15 protein-coding genes are annotated in these 16,626 nt (G+C 47.9%); 1 reads left to right on the top strand and 14 read right to left on the bottom strand.

Annotated features, from left to right (window positions below):
- The first annotated feature begins 254 nt into the window (after positions 1-254).
- Positions 255-2,729: a replication restart helicase PriA gene (gene priA, locus C7Y71_RS07815; RefSeq protein WP_111898015.1), complete on the top strand. Its 2,475-nt coding sequence runs from the start codon at positions 255-257 to the stop codon at positions 2,727-2,729.
- A 128-nt stretch (positions 2,730-2,857) separates the two neighbouring features.
- On the opposite strand, the gene C7Y71_RS07810 is transcribed toward priA, so the two are convergent.
- The 14 genes from C7Y71_RS07810 to C7Y71_RS07745 all read right to left on the bottom strand — a co-directional run bounded on the left by C7Y71_RS07810 (position 2,858) and on the right by C7Y71_RS07745 (position 16,619).
- On the bottom strand, positions 2,858-3,937 hold the full coding sequence (locus tag C7Y71_RS07810) for an NAD-dependent epimerase/dehydratase family protein (RefSeq protein WP_111898014.1): 1,080 nt from the start codon (positions 3,935-3,937) through the stop codon (positions 2,858-2,860).
- A gap of 22 nt (positions 3,938-3,959) precedes the next feature.
- A complete protein-coding gene (locus C7Y71_RS07805; protein ID WP_111898013.1) occupies positions 3,960-4,490 on the bottom strand; it encodes a UpxY family transcription antiterminator in 531 nt (176 codons plus the stop codon).
- Between the two features lie 93 nt (positions 4,491-4,583).
- On the bottom strand, positions 4,584-5,579 hold the full coding sequence (locus tag C7Y71_RS07800) for an NAD-dependent epimerase/dehydratase family protein (RefSeq protein ID WP_111898012.1): 996 nt from the start codon (positions 5,577-5,579) through the stop codon (positions 4,584-4,586).
- An 82-nt stretch (positions 5,580-5,661) separates the two neighbouring features.
- Entirely contained in the window at positions 5,662-6,141 is a 480-nt protein-coding gene (locus C7Y71_RS07795; RefSeq protein ID WP_146739379.1) for an SH3 domain-containing protein, read from the bottom strand.
- 71 nt (positions 6,142-6,212) lie between these two features.
- Positions 6,213-6,626 carry a WbuC family cupin fold metalloprotein gene (locus C7Y71_RS07790; RefSeq protein ID WP_111898010.1) on the bottom strand — a complete coding sequence of 138 codons (414 nt, stop codon included), beginning with the start codon at positions 6,624-6,626 and terminating at the stop codon, positions 6,213-6,215.
- Between the two features lie 6 nt (positions 6,627-6,632).
- Positions 6,633-7,838: a glycosyltransferase family 4 protein gene (locus C7Y71_RS07785; RefSeq protein ID WP_111898009.1), complete on the bottom strand. Its 1,206-nt coding sequence runs from the start codon at positions 7,836-7,838 to the stop codon at positions 6,633-6,635.
- Positions 7,839-7,901: 63 nt separating this feature from the next.
- Positions 7,902-9,062, bottom strand: a complete 1,161-nt coding sequence (wecB, locus tag C7Y71_RS07780; protein ID WP_111898008.1) for a non-hydrolyzing UDP-N-acetylglucosamine 2-epimerase — start codon at positions 9,060-9,062, stop codon at positions 7,902-7,904.
- Complete coding sequence (locus C7Y71_RS07775) at positions 9,049-10,248, bottom strand: polysaccharide biosynthesis C-terminal domain-containing protein (protein ID WP_111898007.1); 1,200 nt, start codon at positions 10,246-10,248, stop codon at positions 9,049-9,051. Before C7Y71_RS07775 ends, wecB begins: the two co-directional genes overlap by 14 nt.
- Before the next feature lie 26 nt (positions 10,249-10,274).
- Positions 10,275-11,348 carry a polysaccharide biosynthesis protein gene (locus C7Y71_RS07770; RefSeq protein ID WP_111898006.1) on the bottom strand — a complete coding sequence of 358 codons (1,074 nt, stop codon included), beginning with the start codon at positions 11,346-11,348 and terminating at the stop codon, positions 10,275-10,277.
- A 55-nt stretch (positions 11,349-11,403) separates the two neighbouring features.
- Positions 11,404-12,516 (bottom strand): glycosyltransferase family 4 protein, encoded by a 1,113-nt coding sequence (locus C7Y71_RS07765; RefSeq protein ID WP_111898005.1) that lies wholly within the window; start codon positions 12,514-12,516, stop codon positions 11,404-11,406.
- The gene (locus tag C7Y71_RS12175; protein ID WP_317162426.1) at positions 12,513-13,100 is read right to left on the bottom strand and encodes an acyltransferase; all 588 of its coding nucleotides are present in this window, start codon (positions 13,098-13,100) and stop codon (positions 12,513-12,515) included. Before C7Y71_RS12175 ends, C7Y71_RS07765 begins: the two co-directional genes overlap by 4 nt.
- Before the next feature lie 78 nt (positions 13,101-13,178).
- On the bottom strand, positions 13,179-14,639 hold the full coding sequence (locus C7Y71_RS07755) for a lipopolysaccharide biosynthesis protein (RefSeq protein ID WP_111898004.1): 1,461 nt from the start codon (positions 14,637-14,639) through the stop codon (positions 13,179-13,181).
- A gap of 678 nt (positions 14,640-15,317) precedes the next feature.
- Positions 15,318-15,893, bottom strand: a complete 576-nt coding sequence (locus C7Y71_RS07750) for an outer membrane beta-barrel protein (protein ID WP_111898003.1) — start codon at positions 15,891-15,893, stop codon at positions 15,318-15,320.
- Positions 15,894-16,091: 198 nt separating this feature from the next.
- The gene (locus tag C7Y71_RS07745; protein ID WP_111898002.1) at positions 16,092-16,619 is read right to left on the bottom strand and encodes an outer membrane beta-barrel protein; all 528 of its coding nucleotides are present in this window, start codon (positions 16,617-16,619) and stop codon (positions 16,092-16,094) included.
- Positions 16,620-16,626: the final 7 nt, after the last annotated feature.

Here is a 16,626-nt window from a genome sequence, read left to right as displayed (position 1 = left end):
TCCGGTAAAATTTTTAAGAAAACAGCATCAAACCCTGTTTACATCGTTGTTTTAGAACGCAAAGGACGTGGATTGCCGATGGTTTTCTACACGAATTACCATGTATTTCCATGATTTTCTAAAATTTTGAATCTATTATATTTAATTTCTGCCCGCAGGGCACTCTATTAGTAGTCGTGCTGCGCACGAGAAATTATCGAAAATTTAGTCAAAACATATCCCGACAAAAGACATAAAATCTCTACCTTTGCAATATGAACAAATATGTCGATGTACTTCTCCCGCTTGCTATGAAAGGCACATTAACCTACTGTGTGCCATCACATCTGCAAAGCCTGCTGAAAGTGGGGGCTCGTGTGGTGGTGCCATTGGGCAAGCGGAAAATCTACACCGGCATAGCCGTTCGCTTACACAGCACAGCCCCACAGGAAGATATACAGATAAAGGATATCCTCGACATTGAGGACGTGCAACCCATCGTATATCTTCACCAACTTAAGTTCTGGAAATGGATTTCCGACTATTACCTCTGCACAGCGGGCGAGGTGATGAAGGCTGCTCTGCCATCGGGGCTGAAACTTGAGAGCGAGACCACCATCACGCGCAACGACGACTTTGACGGCGACACGCTCGACGAAAAAGAATGGGAGATATGGCAGGCACTGAAGGATAAATCGCTGCGCATAGCCGACCTGCAGAAGTCCGTCAAAGGCAACATCCTCAGAATCGTATCAGGAATGGCAGAGAAAGAGGTTGTGCTTGTGGATGAGATCCTTACCCGCAATTTCAAGCCGAAGACCATCCCATACGTGCGGCTGACAGAGGCGTATTTCGACGAACAACGCCTCAACCGGTTCTTCAGTACACTGAAACGCAGCCAGAAGCAGGAAAGCACGCTCCTGGCTTACCTCGACATGTCGGAGTGTGCCGCAGCACTGACGCTGCATAACAGGTCGCTGCTCAAAGATGTCAGCAAGAAGCAACTGCTCTCCCACCCCAATGCCAGCGACACTGCGCTGAAAGGACTGAAGGACAAGGGTGTGCTGGAGATATACGACGTGGAGACTGAGCGCTTAAAGACTCAAGTGCAGGTGGAAGGTATCGGGCAGCGCGCCCTCGACGAAGAGCAGCAACGCGCGTACAACGAAATCCTGAACGCTTGGGACAACCGGGATGTATGCCTGCTGCATGGTGTTACATCAAGCGGAAAAACAGAGATATACATCCACCTCATCGAGCAGGCCCTGGCAAGCGGGAAACAGGTGCTCTACCTGTTGCCTGAAATCGCACTAACGACACAAATCACGACTCGTCTGGGACGCATTTTTGGCGACAAGATGGGCGTGTATCATTCCAAGTTTCCCGACACGGAGCGTGTGGAAGTGTGGCGCCGGCAAATATCAGACCACCCCTTCCCCATCATCCTTGGTGTGCGATCCTCACTCTTCCTGCCTTTCGACAACCTCGGGCTAATCATCGTGGATGAGGAGCACGAGACATCCTATAAGCAACAAGACCCTGCACCGCGATACAATGCCCGCGATGCCGCCATTGTGCTCGCCATGAAGCATGGTGCAAAAGTGCTACTTGGCACAGCCACACCATCGCTCGAAAGTTACCACAACGCCCGAAGCGGGAAATACGGGCTGGTGGAACTGACGAAACGACATGGCGACGTGCTGATGCCTGAAATCATAATAGAGGACGTGAAAGAACTGCGGCGAAAAAAACTGATGAAGACACCCTTTGCCCCACGCCTGATGGACGAGGTACGCAGTGCCATAGCCAACAAGCAGCAGGTCATCCTCTTTCAGAACCGCCGGGGCTATTCTCCTGTGCTGGAATGCCGCACATGCGGATGGACTCCGCGCTGCCAGGCTTGTGATGTGTCGCTGACGTACCACCAGAGCATCGGCAAACTCATCTGCCACTATTGCGGGGCATCGTACGACATTCCCATGGCATGTCCCAACTGCAACGACACCGAACTGCGCGATATGGGCTACGGCACAGAAAAGATAGAAGCCGCTGTGAAAGCGTGTTTCCCTGAGGCGCGCACAGCGCGCATGGACCTCGACACCACACGCGGCAGAACGGCTTACGAACGCATCATCAACGATTTCCAACACGGCAAGACCGACATACTCATCGGCACACAGATGGTGACAAAGGGACTTGACTTCGACCGCGTCAGTGTGGTTGGCATCCTCAATGCGGACCAAAGCCTCAACGTACCCGACTTCCGCGCCCACGAACGCACTTTCCAGATGATGTCGCAAGTGGCAGGAAGAGCAGGCAGACGGGGTAAACGCGGACTCGTCATCCTACAGACACGCCAACCTGATGAACCCGTCATCACGCAGGTGAAGGAAAACAACTACCAAGCACTGTTTGAAAACCAGATGGAAGAACGCGAATTCTTCCACTATCCGCCAATATACCACATCATCAATATCTACCTGAAGCATCGCGACGAGCACGTTGTGGCAGAGGCTGCAAAGCAACTCGCCAGTATGCTGCAACCCTATTTCTCAGGCGACATTCTTGGTCCTGACCGCCCAGCCGTGGCAAGGGTGCAACGCCTGTATATCCGCAAAATCATGGTAAAGGTAGCGCCCAACCTCAATACCCGAAGCGTGCGCCGGACACTCCTTGCAGCACGCGACAATCTGCTCGTCTATGATTATTACAAGACGGTAAATGTCTATTTCGATGCCGACCCGCTATAGAGCGTGTTATATAGGATTATTCAAGTTTCGCAAGTAATTTCAAGTTAAATTTCCATTTGCTTGAAGTTAACGAAGTTAGCGAAGCGATAACTTCAATAACTTCGATAACTTCAGAAAGTTGAATAGGATTATTTTCGATAGCCGGCATACCACTCGGCGAATTTCCTTAGTCCTGTGCGCAGTGGCGTGCCGGGACGGAAACTGAAATCTCTTTCGAGCGGTATCGTATCGGCATAGGTTACAGGCACATCGCCGGGTTGCATGGGAACGAGTTCCTGATGTGCCTTGATGTCGAAATTCTCAGGCAGCACGCCTGCTCTGATGAGTTCTTCCGATAGTATATTGATAAAGTTGATAAGGTTTTCGGGCTGTCCGTTCCCGATGTTGTAAAGTCGGTAAGGTGGCACGGGCAGACCGTCGTCGCCCTTCTTCTGCTCCGGCGCTTTCGCTGCCACACGCACGACACCTTCTACTATATCGTCGATGTAGGTAAAGTCGCGCTGGCAGTTGCCGTGATTGAACACCTTTATTTTCTCTCCTTTGAGGAGTTTCTCCGTAAAACTGAAATATGCCATATCCGGGCGTCCTGCCGGTCCATAGACGGTAAAAAAGCGCAGACCTGTGGCTGGTATGTCATAGAGTTTGCTATAGGCATGCGCCATGAGTTCGTTGCTGCGTTTGGTAGCAGCATAAAGCGAGACGGGCTCGTCTGCCTTGTCGTCTGTGGAATACGGCACTTTCGCATTGGCTCCGTAGATGCTTGATGAACTGGCGAACACGAGGTGTTCCACGGCATTCGCTGCGTTCTCATTGCTTCGGCGCACCGCTTCGAGGATATTGTAGAAACCTACTATATTCGTCTCTATATAGGCATCGGGATTGGTGATGCTATAGCGCACACCCGCTTGAGCCGCGAGGTTTATAACCACTTGCGGGCGATATTGCGCAAATACATTGTCCACCATCTCCCGGTCGGCAATGGAACCTTTGACAAAGATAAATCTTCTGTCGGCAAGCAGGTAGTCGAGACGTTCGTTTTTCAGGTTGACATCATAATAGTCGTTCATCGAATCGAGCCCTACCACGCATATTTCCTGTTCCAAGTTCAGGAGTTTCCGCGCCACGTTTGACCCTATGAACCCAGCCGCTCCCGTTATGAGAACGGTTTTGCCACAGAATGAAGATATTTTTGATTTCTCGTTTTCCATCAGGATATGTTTAGTAGGGACTTCAGTCAATGACTTTGCAATACCATCTGGAAATGCGCACCATGACCCCAAGTCCTGCCATGGTCTTGACCAGGAAGTACTTGTTTCGCACCCGATGCAGTTTTCCGTGGGTACCTTTGAGCGGTCCGTGCATAACGACCACTTCCTTGCCCACCTTTGCTTCTGCCTCGTTCTGCTCGAGGTAGGTTGCCATTACGAAATCGGGGTCGCACAAGAGCCTGAATTCGTTCATTTCGGCTTCGGGTATTTCGCATGGATGCTGTCCGTCCATACTCTTGATGACACATAACGGTACAGGACATTGTGCCACGACTTTCTTCAGCGCGTTGTGGTCGATTGATTTCTTCATGAAGAGATAGTTGTGCACCGCCGGTACCTGCACCCGCTCCACCTTCCCGTCGGGAAGTGCTTTTTCCTTTATCATCATTGGTACGAAGCACTGCAGCCCTTGCTCCTGCAAGTAGCCACTCGCCTCCATTTCCTTACAATTAAAGGACCGTAGCGCGTACCATGCCTCCTCTTGACCTGTCATGTCGGCAAAAGTACCAATTATTTGTCAATGCACAAAAAAACGCTGCGGTTGAATTTCGCAGCGTTTTTTATATTCTTTATTTGAAGATTAGTACTATTCCGTAACGAACTCTATGTCATCCTCACGCGGATGCACGAACTCGAACTCGAGTGTCCGGCGCAGTCCTTCTTCCATGGTGTATGGCGGCAGGAAACCTGAGTTCATGGCTTTTGTGGAGTCGAACTGTGTGGTGGCGCAGAATTTCTTGACGCGCACCGAACTGACAGTCAGTTTCCGACGCATCAGCCATGCGATGGCATCGAAGCAATAGCCGCCCGCCATGCCGAGCCAGTATGGAAAATGTGTAGAAGGGATGTGTTTGTTGAGCGATTGCTCTACGAGTGTTACGAGGTCGTTCATGTTGTAGTCGGGCTTGTCGATATAGTTGAACACCTCGCAACCAGAAGATGTTTTGTTTTCGAGCAGAAACTTGACGAAAGCCACCACGTTGCCCACGTATGCCATCGACTTAAGGTTTTTCCCGTTGCCCACCATAAGAAATCGTCCGCTCGAGATTTGCCTGAGCAGGTTATAAACGTTTCCTCTGTTCCGCTCTCCGAAGATAACAGTGGGTCTTATGACAGTAACGTTCCAGTCCGCATGCTCCTTCATCCACTCGAAGAGCACCTGTTCAGCCTGCCATTTGCTCTTTCCGTAGTCGTTGAAGGGATCAGGTGCGGCAGTTTCGTTGGGATTGTTCTTGTTCAAGCCGTAGACGGAGACCGAAGAGAAAAAGATGAGGCGCTTCACACCGTTTTTCTCCATTGCCCTGAGCGTACACTCCATTCCTCCCACATTGGTCTCATAGTATGCCGAGAGAGGTCGTACATCGTCGCGATGCTGAGCAGCAAGCAACACCACTGCATCGGCTCCAGCCAGCATGGTGTCCATATCCTCCTGCTTGCGCACATCGCCAATCTGTGTCACTTCCGGAAAGAAATGACTCTGCCTTAGGTCGATGTTGTGCAGTGTGTATTTGCTCTCGTCCTTGAGTAGGTTCATCAGGCGCGTACCGATAAACCCGCTGCCGCCTATTATTGTTATTTTCAAGTAATCAGATGGTTATAGATGCTATAGATGCTATAGATGCTATAGATGTTATAAAAGCTATAGAAAACTGACTCTCAACTGTCTAATATGAGACAGATGACAGATTGTGAGGTTTTCTTCTCGGTCCTGTAAATCCGCTGGCCTGCCATCTGGCCAAGTCTTGACGGACATATCCGAACCTGCCGTTTGGAAGTTTAATCTTGTACCAGTTCTTTGTTTTGCCAAAGCAAGGATATGCATAATCTGCCATATTCTCTCCATCTGAAGACGTCTTAAACATAACACGTGCTTTAATGGAAGGTTTCTGTCGCACATTAACGCGTGGATTCACATAGCACCAGCCTTGCCCCTTTTCTGCAGAAAAGGTTTCCAGGCGTGCCTTACTTACGGGGATTGGATCATGCTCATAGCCATCGAGCCATGACACTTCATAACAGTCGCCATTGGTGCCTTCGTAATTGTAGGCATCGCCTTCGAAGACGACCACTTTTGCCGACTGCGCAAAACAATTTGACAAGCCAACAAAAAGGCTTGCCACTATTGCAAAAAACATTCTCTTCATGGTATTTATATATAAATATAAGGAGTGTTTTTATTGATTCTTCTTCAACAAGGTTCTGTCCATTCACAATTTTATCCCTGCAGGAATTCCTCCGTGGCTACAGGGTCGTAAGGTCTGTCTTTCCCCTCAAAGATAACAGTGCCATCCTCTTTAGGAACGAATGTGTGGTAAACATTCCTTGGCACTTGCAGTGCACAACAATCCGAACCCGCTATGATAAGAATCCGTTCCGTTTCCTTTCCTTTGTCATCATAGAAGACTTCTTCTCCGCTTCCTCTGAGCACTATTACGGTTTCCGACGTTTCCGTGTGCCTGTGTATGGGAACCACCGAATCCTTCATCAGCACATTCAGCATTCTTTGAGAAGAATCTTTCCATCCTTCTTCAAAAGCCTGTGTCCGCAGGTCAAAGTTCATTCTGCGTCGTGGAGAAGTCTTTGCCTGCTCCATTATTGCGTTGAACAGTGCGTTATCTATTTTTTTCATTTTCTTCTATCCAAATCGTTTTTCCACAGGCAGGTTCTCTGTCAGCGTTTTTACTATTTCTTCCTTGTTGAAACGCGTCTGCATCAGTATCTTCGAGCGTTCTTTCACTTCGCCGGCATGATCTTTGGCATAACCCACCATGTTTTGGAACACACGTGCGATGTCATCCACATCGTCGGGGTCAGCCACCAATCCCAAGTTGTTTTCCTCTATGATTTCCTTACCGCCACCGCCGAGAATACCTATGATGGGCTTCCCAGCATTGAGATAGGATTGTATCTTGAAGGGTTCCGTTCGTTTCACACCCTCGGAATTTAATAACGGCAACACCAGCACATCGCTCTGCTCCAGGATGTCGTTCATGTGGCTGTATGGTTTCCTTCCGTGGAATATCACATTGCTTATGCCTTTTTCTTCCACCAGTTGCTTCAGGTAGTCGGCATACGAGCCATCGCCTACTATGTTCAGCACTGCATTGTCCATCTTTGCCTTGTCGAAGCCCAGAATCGTGTTCTCCAGATTCTGATAACGTGAGATATTTCCGGTAAAGGTGAAATTTATCTTGTCCTTGTCAAGACGGAGGTCGCTTTCTTCATCTACCGCTGGTCTCAACCAGTTTGGTGCATAAATCGGGGATTTGTCCGTATATTTCGCTACGGCATCCTTGAAGAGTTTTGAAGAAATAAAAATTCTGTCACAATTACGGTAGATGCCTGCTATTACCTTTTTGAGAATCCAGGAAGTTATGCAATTCTTGGGCACACCATACGCCCATACCACATCGGGCCAAATGTCCTGTGTCCATATAGCAACGGGTATGTTGTGCTTTTTCCCGGCTGCTATGGCCGGCTTAGCCACTGTCAGCGGTCCTGTCTGCGACACGAAAATAACGTCGAAGTCTCCGCCGATTTTCTTTGCCAGTTTCCTGCCACCGAAAATGAATGACAGATAGTTGGAAAACTTCTTGATTTTTGAGTCACGATAGCCCTCAATAAACGGGAAGCGGTGTATCTTTATGCCGTTCCAATCCTCCGTCATGTATCCTTCATTGCGATAGTTCTCAAAGACGTAGCTTTGAGGATATGACGGATATTGCGTAAGGACTTCTACGTGGTGTCCCCTGTCCTGCCATTCCTGCGCCAGATCGTTTATCAGGAAATCTTCGGGCCAGAACACTTCAGAGACTATCAGTATTCTTTTTCCTTTCTCCATATTTACCAAATCCTAATCAGGTAAAAACAATAGTTTCTCTGCACTACTCATCACCCGTATTTTTCAAAACTTTCGCCAGACCATCTTGTTGACGATACCCACGTACGACTGGATTATCTTTACCACCTTTGTCGATACGTTCTCCTCCACATAATCGGGAACGGGTATGCCATAGTGTCCGTCCTTGTTCAGTTCCACTGCTGTATCGACTGCTTGCAAGAGAGATTTTTCGTCTATACCTGCAATGATAAAACAAGCCTTGTCGATGGCCTCCGGGCGCTCTGTAGATGTACGTATGCAGACTGCAGGGAACGGGTGCCCTACACTTGTAAAGAAACTACTTTCCTCGGGCAGTGTACCACTGTCGCTGACTACTGCAAAGGCGTTCATCTGCAAGCAGTTGTAGTCGTGGAAACCAAGCGGTTCATGCTGTATTACCCTTGCGTCCAACTTGAAATTGGCTGCCTCTATCCTTTTCCGGCTTCTGGGGTGGCAGGAATAGAGGATTGGCATGTCGTATTTTTCCGCCATCCTGTTGATTGCGGTGAAGAGCGACAAAAAGTTCTTCTCTGTGTCGATATTCTCTTCGCGATGTGCCGAAAGCAATATATACTTCCCCTTTTCGAGTCCTAATCTCTGATGTATGTCGCTATTCTCTATTTCGGGCAAATTCTGATGCAGCACCTCTGCCATCGGCGACCCCGTAACGTAGGTACGCTCCTTTGGCAGTCCGCAGTCTGCAAGATATCGTCGTGCATGCTCTGAATAAGCCATGTTCACGTCGCTTATGATGTCCACTATGCGTCGGTTGGTCTCTTCAGGCAGGCATTCGTCCTTGCAGCGGTTGCCTGCTTCCATGTGGAAGATGGGAATGTGCAACCTCTTGGCACCTATAACCGACAGGCAGCTGTTCGTGTCGCCGAGTACCAATACGGCATCGGGCTTGATTTCTACCATGACCTTGTAGCTCTTGTCGATGATATTACCCATCGTACTGCCGAGGTCATCGCCCACAGCCTCCATATAGATGTCGGGTTCCTGAAGTTTCAGGTCGCGGAAGAACACCCCGTTAAGGTTGTAGTCGTAGTTCTGCCCCGTATGTGCCAATAATGTATCGAAATACTGCCTGCACTTGTTGATTACGGCAGCCAGTCGTATGATTTCCGGTCTTGTGCCTACAATAATCAGCAGTTTCAGTTTTCCGTCGTTCTTAAACTGTTTCATAGAAAGTGTCTGGTTTATTGGGGTTGAATATCTCGTTGCAGTACATGACTGTTACGAGATTCTCCGTTTCTGAAAGGTTTATGATGTTGTGTGTGTATCCCGGGAGCATGTGCACGCACTGGATGTTATCGCCATCCACCTCAAACTCGATGACTTCATCCGTATCAAGTTTGCGCATCTGAATCAGGCCATGGCCGGCAACCACAATGAAGAATTCCCACTTGGTGTTGTGCCAATGCTGTCCTTTCGTGATGCCCGGCTTGGAAATGTTTATACTTACCTGTCCGCTGTTGGCTGTATGTACCAGTTCCGTGAAAGAGCCTCTGTTGTCTGCGTTCATTCTCAGGGGAAAGGCAATTTTTTCCTTGGGCAGATAACTCAGATAGGTGGAATAGAGTTTTTTAGCCAGTGAATTTTCAGGTATTTCAGGTATCAGCAATGTTGACGGTTGTTCGGCAAAAGCGTAGATCATGTCAACTATCTCGCCGAGGGTTACCATGTGTGTTACGGGGCAATAGCAATATCTTCCGTTTTGATTTTCAATTACGTTTAATCCCTCAAACTCACACCGATGTTCCTTGTTTTCCAAAGCATCAAACATCTCCGATACGAGGTCGTCAATGTAAAGCAATTCCATCTCGACGCTCCTATCGTTGACCTGGATGGGCAGGTCGTTGGCTATATTGTTGCAGAACGTGGCTATTGCTGAATTGTAGTTGGGTCGGCACCATTTGCCAAAGAGATTGGGAAAGCGGTAGATAAGGACTTTTGCGCTTGTATCTTCCTGATAATCAAGGAACAGGTCTTCTCCGGCCTTCTTGCTACGCCCATATTCGGAATTTCCGAAGCGGCCCGTCAGCGATGCCTGCTGCGAAGAGCTGAGCATCACGGGACAGGTATTTCCTGCTTCCTTCAGTGTGTCGAGGAGCGTTGAGGCAAAGCCGAAGTTGCCTTTCATGAATTCCTCCTGAGTCTTGGGGCGATTGACGCCTGCCAGATTGAATACAAAGTCGGCTTCCTTACACCATTCTGCCAACTTTTCCGCAGGGGTGTCTATGTCATACTCCCAAACATTGTCAATCACCAAGTCCGGTCTGGTCTTGTCCTTACCGTCCCTGATGTTATTCAGGTTGGCACATAGATTCTTGCCTACAAATCCTTTGGCACCTGTTACGAGAATGTTCATGCTGATTCCTGTGTTTGGTTGTCGTACTACTCAGAACGTATATCACGCGCCTTCTGCCGGGGGAGCATGCCCAGGTCTTCCTGAACGAAGCGCAGGCGCATCAGCAGTTCCTTCATGCCCTCCACGTCAAGACGTCGCGTGTTGTGGCTGTGGTAGTCCTCGATGGTTGAGAGGTTCTGGTCGCCTTCGGTAAAGAATTTGTCATAATTAAGGTCGCGTGTGTCGCAGGGTATGCGGTAGTAGTCTCCCATGTCGATGGCGCGGATCATTTCTTCACGCGTAACGAGGGTCTCATAGAGTTTCTCACCATGGCGTGTCCCAATGACTTTAACTTCCGTGTCTGCATATTTGGCATCCACTTTGGTATATACCTCCTTAATGGCTTGTGCCAAAGTGGAAAGTGTTGCTGCCGGTGCTTTCTGCACGAAGAGGTCACCGTTGTGTCCGTGCGTGAAGGCGTAGATGACGAGGTCCACTGCATCATCGAGCGTCATCATGAAGCGCGTCATGTTGGGGTCGGTGATGGTGATGGGTTTGCCTTCCGTCATCTGCTCCACCCAAAGGGGTATGACAGAACCGCGGCTTGCCATCACGTTGCCGTAGCGTGTGCAGCAGATGGTGGTTCTTGCGCCTTCGCCCAACTCACGCCCTTTGGCTATTGCCACTTTCTCCATTAGCGCCTTGCTCATACCCATGGCATTGATGGGGTATGCTGCCTTGTCGGTGGAAAGCACCACTACGTTCTTCACACCGTGTTCCACTGCAGAAAGCAACACGTTGTTCGTACCTATGATGTTTGTTCTTACCGCCTCGATGGGGAAAAATTCGCAAGAGGGCACTTGCTTGAGCGCTGCGGCAGCGAAAACATAGTCAACACCGTCCATGGCGATGTCCACCGATTGCTTGTTTCGTACATCACCAATGTAGAACTTTACTTTCGGATTTTGCAAAGCATGACGCATATCGTCCTGCTTCTTCTCGTCGCGCGAGAGGATACGTATTTCCTTAATGTCGGAATTGAGGAAACGGCGCAATACAGCATTGCCGAAAGAGCCTGTTCCTCCTGTGATTAACAATACTTTGTCTTTGAATACTGACATATTATATGATTTTTAATATTATTTTTGAGGGAATATAGAAAATTTCTGTTTCTTTTTATTTTGAATCTACGAGCAGAGAAATCCAATGGTGAATATTGCGCGAAATATCGAATGCCTGCGCGAGTTGTTCAGCATTATGTCGCATATCCGCATATTGCGCATCATTTTGTTCGATAAGTTGATCCACAGTCTGAGTGATTTCTTCTACACTGTTATCTATCCAATAACCAGCATTGCTCTCTTCAAGGGTTACCCATGGTGTACCTTTCGATGCCACAACTGGTGTTCCCTGCGAAAGTGCTTCCACTACTACATTGCCGAAATTCTCAGAGTGAGAAACAAGGAATAAGTAACGCGCATCGGCATAGAGTTGGAATTTCTTATTGCCCGACACTTCTCCTAAAAACTGGATACGTTCTTCAAGGTGATGGTCACTGATTGTCTTTTCCAACTGTTTATAGTAATCGCCCTCTCTGATGCCTGCAAGAAGCAATTTATATGAAGAACGGCGGAAAGCTTCCGACTTACAGCAGGCTTCCACCAAACGATCGATGGCCTTGATGGGGGCTATTCTCCCCATATAGAGGAAATACGGATCAGGATTTTTGTCGCGCTCAATCTTCTTAGGCATCTCCACATAATTAGGCAGCACTACTGTACGACAATGCTGTCCGAAATATTTTCGTATATGGGTTTCTTCGGTTGAAGAAGTAGCATGAAAAAGAGCCTTTTTAGCAAATAGATTTTTGAGCAGTGCGAAATAGAACAATTTGCATTTGCTTCCCTTTATCGCACTATCAAAGAGTTCTCCACGCGGCGACCAAATAATTTTCTTTCGTGTAAGTAATGCCCAGAGTGCAATAAAGAAGTTGGGCAGAAAGCATAGCGATGAGAAGAGAACAGCATCGCATTGGCGCATCTCCTTACACGCATTATGCACCACTTTGGCTGAAAATCTATAATTACCCTTGCAATAGCGAACGCGAATGCCATCAACATCCAACCATTCGTCCTCTTGCACTAAGCCAGAAGCAATAAAGTTTGATGTTGTAACAACCGTAGCCTCTACACCATTCGCCACCAATTCTTTTGCCAACCAATAAAGTGTCCTGGCTGGTCCGCCCATATTCGAAGGGTAGAACAGATTAGATGGCATCAGAATTCTCATGACAGTTCGCGGTATTTGATAATTCGTGCAGGATTTCCTGCCACAACGGCATTTTCGGGCACGTCCTTAGTTACTACGGAGCCTGTACCTATCATAGCATTGTCGCCTATGGTTGCCACATTGGGCGTGATGATGACCTTAGCCCCTATGAACACGTTCTTTCCTATTCTGAGCGGGCAGGGCTCGGGTGCATTGTTATGGTCGTAGCCGTGTGTGTGCGTGATGATATAAGTGCCCCAGGCGATGTGTGTGCCCTGCCCTATTTCTAATCCGCCGGAATAGTCGATACGACACCTCATGTCAATGCTTACACCGTCTTCAACATTGAGGATGCCTGTGGGTATCTCCACATTTGTCAACTCTGTGTGTTCGCCCACGTAAACACCGTTGCCCAGATGAATGGTTTTAGGATTTCTGAAAAAACAGTCCTTGTAGATGCGCACATGCTGCCCCACACTGCCGAGGTTGCGCGTATAGATGAAAGAATGCCACTTCACGGACCAACGGTTCCATACCACGGAGAAGAGTTTCCCAATGGCTGAAATCAGCCCTAAGGGCTTCTGGTTCCAGAATTTGTTCAGCATTGTTTCTTTCGGAGGAGGTCGGAGGTTTTCGGAATTTTCAGAGGAGTCTGACATCATCAGAAAACTATCCACTCTCAACTATAAACTGTCAACTTTCTTTCTCTTAATCATACTGTCGAAGATATCCTTTACCTCGAGGAAGGTGGCATTCTTCGTCAGTGCGTTGAGGAGCAGGTATATTGTCGCCATGACAGCCATCTGACCGAAGAAGAGCGGTATGCTCGTTCCGAGGTTGAAGGCTTTTGGCAAGAAGAACGTTGCGATGCCTGCCACGAGGGCTGTTGCCACTATGGGCATCATGTCGGCTGCGAGTTCCCGGATGCGGTAGCCTATAAGGTGCATGGAATAGACCGAATAGACCATTGCGGAGAGGAGGGTTACCGCCAGAATACCGTATAGCATCTGCATAATGCCTATGTGGAGCAGGAGCACGATGACCAGAACTCTGAGCGCTTGTCTGGCGAGGGAAATGAGGAGCAGGTTCTTGCTTTTGCCCTTCACCATGATGAGATTGATAAAAATGGAATAGAAACTGACGAGCAGTCCGCAGAGACACCATATCTGGAAATATGGCACCGTCTTTGCCCATTTCGGTCCGAAGAAGGTGAAGATCATGCTGTCTGCCGAAGCCACGGAGAAGAGCATCAGCGGCACCATGGCGAACATGGTGATTTTGAGTATTCTCCTGTATCCGCTTTTCAGTTCCTGCGTGCCGTTGTTGATTTTCGCCAGCAGGGGGTACGTTACGCGCTGTATGACCGATGTGGTGGTCTGCGCAATGTAGGAATCGAGTTTCCGAGCCTGCGAGAAATAGCCGAGTTGTGCTTTGGTATATACTTTTCCGATGAGCAGCGACTCGAGGTTGGACACGAACTTATCCACCAGTCCCTGTATGAGCAGAAATCCTCCGAAGGCGAAATATTTGTGGAGCGACTGTCGGGAAAAGGCAAGTATGGGTTTCCATTTGCTGAACACCCAGAAGAAGAGCATCTTCAGCCCTGCATACGCCACCATGTTCGTGGCAAGTGCCCATACGCCATAATCGTTGAACGCCATATAGACCGACAGCGTTCCGGAGATGCATATCGCCAGCACGGATGCTATGGCGGGGCGCTTGAAATCGAGGTTTCTGGAATAGTTGGCATTCTGCACTATCGTTCCTGAGTTGAAAATCAGTACGAGGAAGGCAAAACGCGACACGTCGATGAGTTTGGGCTCGTTGTAGAAACCGGCAATGAGGGGTGCGCAGGCGAAGAGTGCTGCATAGAGCACCAGTCCGATGAGTATGTTGAGAAAAAACACTGACGAGAGGTCCTTGTCCGTGGCTGTCTTGTCGCGTATAATCGCCTGACTGAACCCACTGTCGATGACTGCCTCGGAGAGGATGGTAAATATCGCCAGGAGTTCCAGCAATCCGAAGTCGGCAGGGTCGAGGAACCTCGCCAATATCATCGTAAGGATGAAATTGAGCAGTCCAGCCCCTATTGTCCCTACTGAAGACCATGCCACGCCTTTTACGGCCTGTGTCCTGATACTCATTAAATGTTGCAGAAAATGGGGGATGCGGCAGAATCCTAAACGTTAATTATTTTCAGAGAGAGTGAGTTTTGACACACTTTTTTTCTTCCACCAAACATGTTTCAGAGGAAGAAAACCGCTTTATCTGTGTCAAATACACATACAGCCGCATCCGCACAAGGGCTTAAGCCCGCAGAAATAGAATTTGCTATAGCGCTATTAACGTGGCAAAGTTAATAAAAAGCAAAGTTTTTTGCTTTTTATTTATTGTTTTTTTCTTCTTGTAAATGCATTTTTTTACATTTTTGTAATATTTCGCAAATCAGACACAAAAGACATTGAAATAAAAATGAACCTCTTGCTGACTTACTACACCTAAAAAAACAACATCGCGCAAGTCGAATAGCACGATGTTGAGTTTGTAAAGGGGTGTTCTATAAATTAGGCTTGAATGATTTTTGAGTTATTTTGGTGTAGGTTTTGATTTAAGTTCGCAGGTGCATAGCGGGCTATGTGCCAAGAAGTTAAGTCAAAAGATGCCCAAAAGAACCAAACTTTCGCAAAGGCGAGAGCATAGGGAAAACTTGTTTTCACTATGCCGAGCCGCAACCGAAAGTCTGATAAGAAAGCAACAAGACTGATTATAACTTTAGAATCTAATTTATAGAACACCCCTAAATCCTTTTCGGAAAAGGGAGATCAGAGGTGGTAATAAAGACCGAAAGAGATGTTATTACCACGAAAATCGAAGCCGTAACCATTCTTAAACAGACGAGGCCTACTATCTCCGTAACCCACAAAACCTATATGAGTTACTGCAGAAAACTTTTTGCCAAGCTGCACAGCCGCTCCCGGTTTAAGACCTACGCGAAAACTGCCATGCGACTCGTCGTCGGTATCAGTCTTACTTGAGGCGACACCTACAACACCTTCCACAAAGAAAGCCACAGGACCGGCCTTGAGCACATTGTAGCGAGCGTATGGTTCAATGATAAAGGCTTTTGTGCGCGAATCGAGGTCAGCTATAGTAGGGTCTTCCTTCACTTCGACGGACGAAGAATTGATATACCCGATTGTTATACCACCCGTCCATTTTTCATTCATCTTGTAACCCACTTCTGGTAGGATTGCAAAGCCATTGCGGTCGGTGTCGAAATTACGCCACCACCCCACAGAACCACCGATATAGAAGCGGTCCTTGATTTCAAAGTCGGCTTGTGCAGACGCTCCAAGCGCCATCATGGTGCAAATGATTGCAAGAAGTATCTTTTTCATTCCTTTTTGTTTTTGTTGCTTTTATTGATAGTGCAAAAATAATGAAAACCACAATAATAACAATGGTTTCTCACTTTTTTTGCTGACTTAAACCCAAATCGATTATTAGACTCAATGTCAGAACAGCATATATTTTGGACACAAAAAACCGCCACGGTGTGAACCGCAGCGGTATAGATTTCGTTTGTTAATGCTTTCTTAGAAGTTGTAATAGAGACCGAAGGTCAGTTCCTTGCCGCTAAACATAGCGCCGAGACCTGAATCAGTTCCTCCCCAAGCTTCACGAGAATCGTTGTCGCGATAGCCTACAAAGCCGAAGTGAGTAACGAAGCTCAGTTTCTCATTGAGGTTTACTGCAACACCGGGCTTTACACCTACTTCCCATTCGGTAACAGTGCCACCGTGTACAAGGTGACGGCTACCTACACCGGCTTCGCCATCAATGAATACGTTAACCGGACCAAAGTCGGCAATCTTGTAGCGCAGATAGGGATTAACCTTGAAGGAACGAACCTTTGCGCCATTGTCATATTCATAACCATAGCCAAGATCAACACCTACTGCCCATTTGTCGTTGAGGTTGTAACCTACTTCAGGATTAACGGTGAGGTAAGTTTCGTTAGCGTCATAGTTGCGCCAGAAACCGAGTTCTCCACCAACGTAAACCTGTGCACTTGCAGTGATACCTACCAATGCAACGAGTGCTGTTAACAATAACTTTTTCATTTTTCCT

It is taken from the genome of Pseudoprevotella muciniphila, from assembly GCF_003265305.2.
GTDB classification, from domain to species: Bacteria; Bacteroidota; Bacteroidia; order Bacteroidales; family Bacteroidaceae; genus Alloprevotella; species Alloprevotella muciniphila.
The sequence above is the reverse complement of the archived record's forward strand: the minus strand, read 5'-3'. Positions and strand labels throughout refer to the sequence as shown.

Excerpts from the sequence above, each read along its gene's own strand:
- C7Y71_RS07745 (WP_111898002.1), bottom strand. The coding sequence starts at position 16,619 with ATGAAAAAGTTATTGTTAACAGCACTCGTTGCATTGGTAGGTATCACT.
- C7Y71_RS07795 (WP_146739379.1), bottom strand. The coding sequence starts at position 6,141 with ATGAAGAGAATGTTTTTTGCAATAGTGGCAAGCCTTTTTGTTGGCTTG.
- C7Y71_RS07810 (WP_111898014.1), bottom strand. The coding sequence starts at position 3,937 with ATGGAAAACGAGAAATCAAAAATATCTTCATTCTGTGGCAAAACCGTT.
- C7Y71_RS07790 (WP_111898010.1), bottom strand. The coding sequence starts at position 6,626 with ATGAAAAAAATAGATAACGCACTGTTCAACGCAATAATGGAGCAGGCA.
- C7Y71_RS07785 (WP_111898009.1), bottom strand. The coding sequence starts at position 7,838 with ATGGAGAAAGGAAAAAGAATACTGATAGTCTCTGAAGTGTTCTGGCCC.
- C7Y71_RS07755 (WP_111898004.1), bottom strand. The coding sequence starts at position 14,639 with ATGAGTATCAGGACACAGGCCGTAAAAGGCGTGGCATGGTCTTCAGTA.
- C7Y71_RS07765 (WP_111898005.1), bottom strand. The coding sequence starts at position 12,516 with ATGAGAATTCTGATGCCATCTAATCTGTTCTACCCTTCGAATATGGGC.
- C7Y71_RS07770 (WP_111898006.1), bottom strand. The coding sequence starts at position 11,348 with ATGTCAGTATTCAAAGACAAAGTATTGTTAATCACAGGAGGAACAGGC.
- C7Y71_RS07775 (WP_111898007.1), bottom strand. The coding sequence starts at position 10,248 with ATGAACATTCTCGTAACAGGTGCCAAAGGATTTGTAGGCAAGAATCTA.
- priA (WP_111898015.1), top strand. The coding sequence starts at position 255 with ATGAACAAATATGTCGATGTACTTCTCCCGCTTGCTATGAAAGGCACA.
- C7Y71_RS07750 (WP_111898003.1), bottom strand. The coding sequence starts at position 15,893 with ATGAAAAAGATACTTCTTGCAATCATTTGCACCATGATGGCGCTTGGA.
- C7Y71_RS07805 (WP_111898013.1), bottom strand. The coding sequence starts at position 4,490 with ATGACAGGTCAAGAGGAGGCATGGTACGCGCTACGGTCCTTTAATTGT.
- wecB (WP_111898008.1), bottom strand. The coding sequence starts at position 9,062 with ATGAAACAGTTTAAGAACGACGGAAAACTGAAACTGCTGATTATTGTA.
- C7Y71_RS12175 (WP_317162426.1), bottom strand. The coding sequence starts at position 13,100 with ATGCTGAACAAATTCTGGAACCAGAAGCCCTTAGGGCTGATTTCAGCC.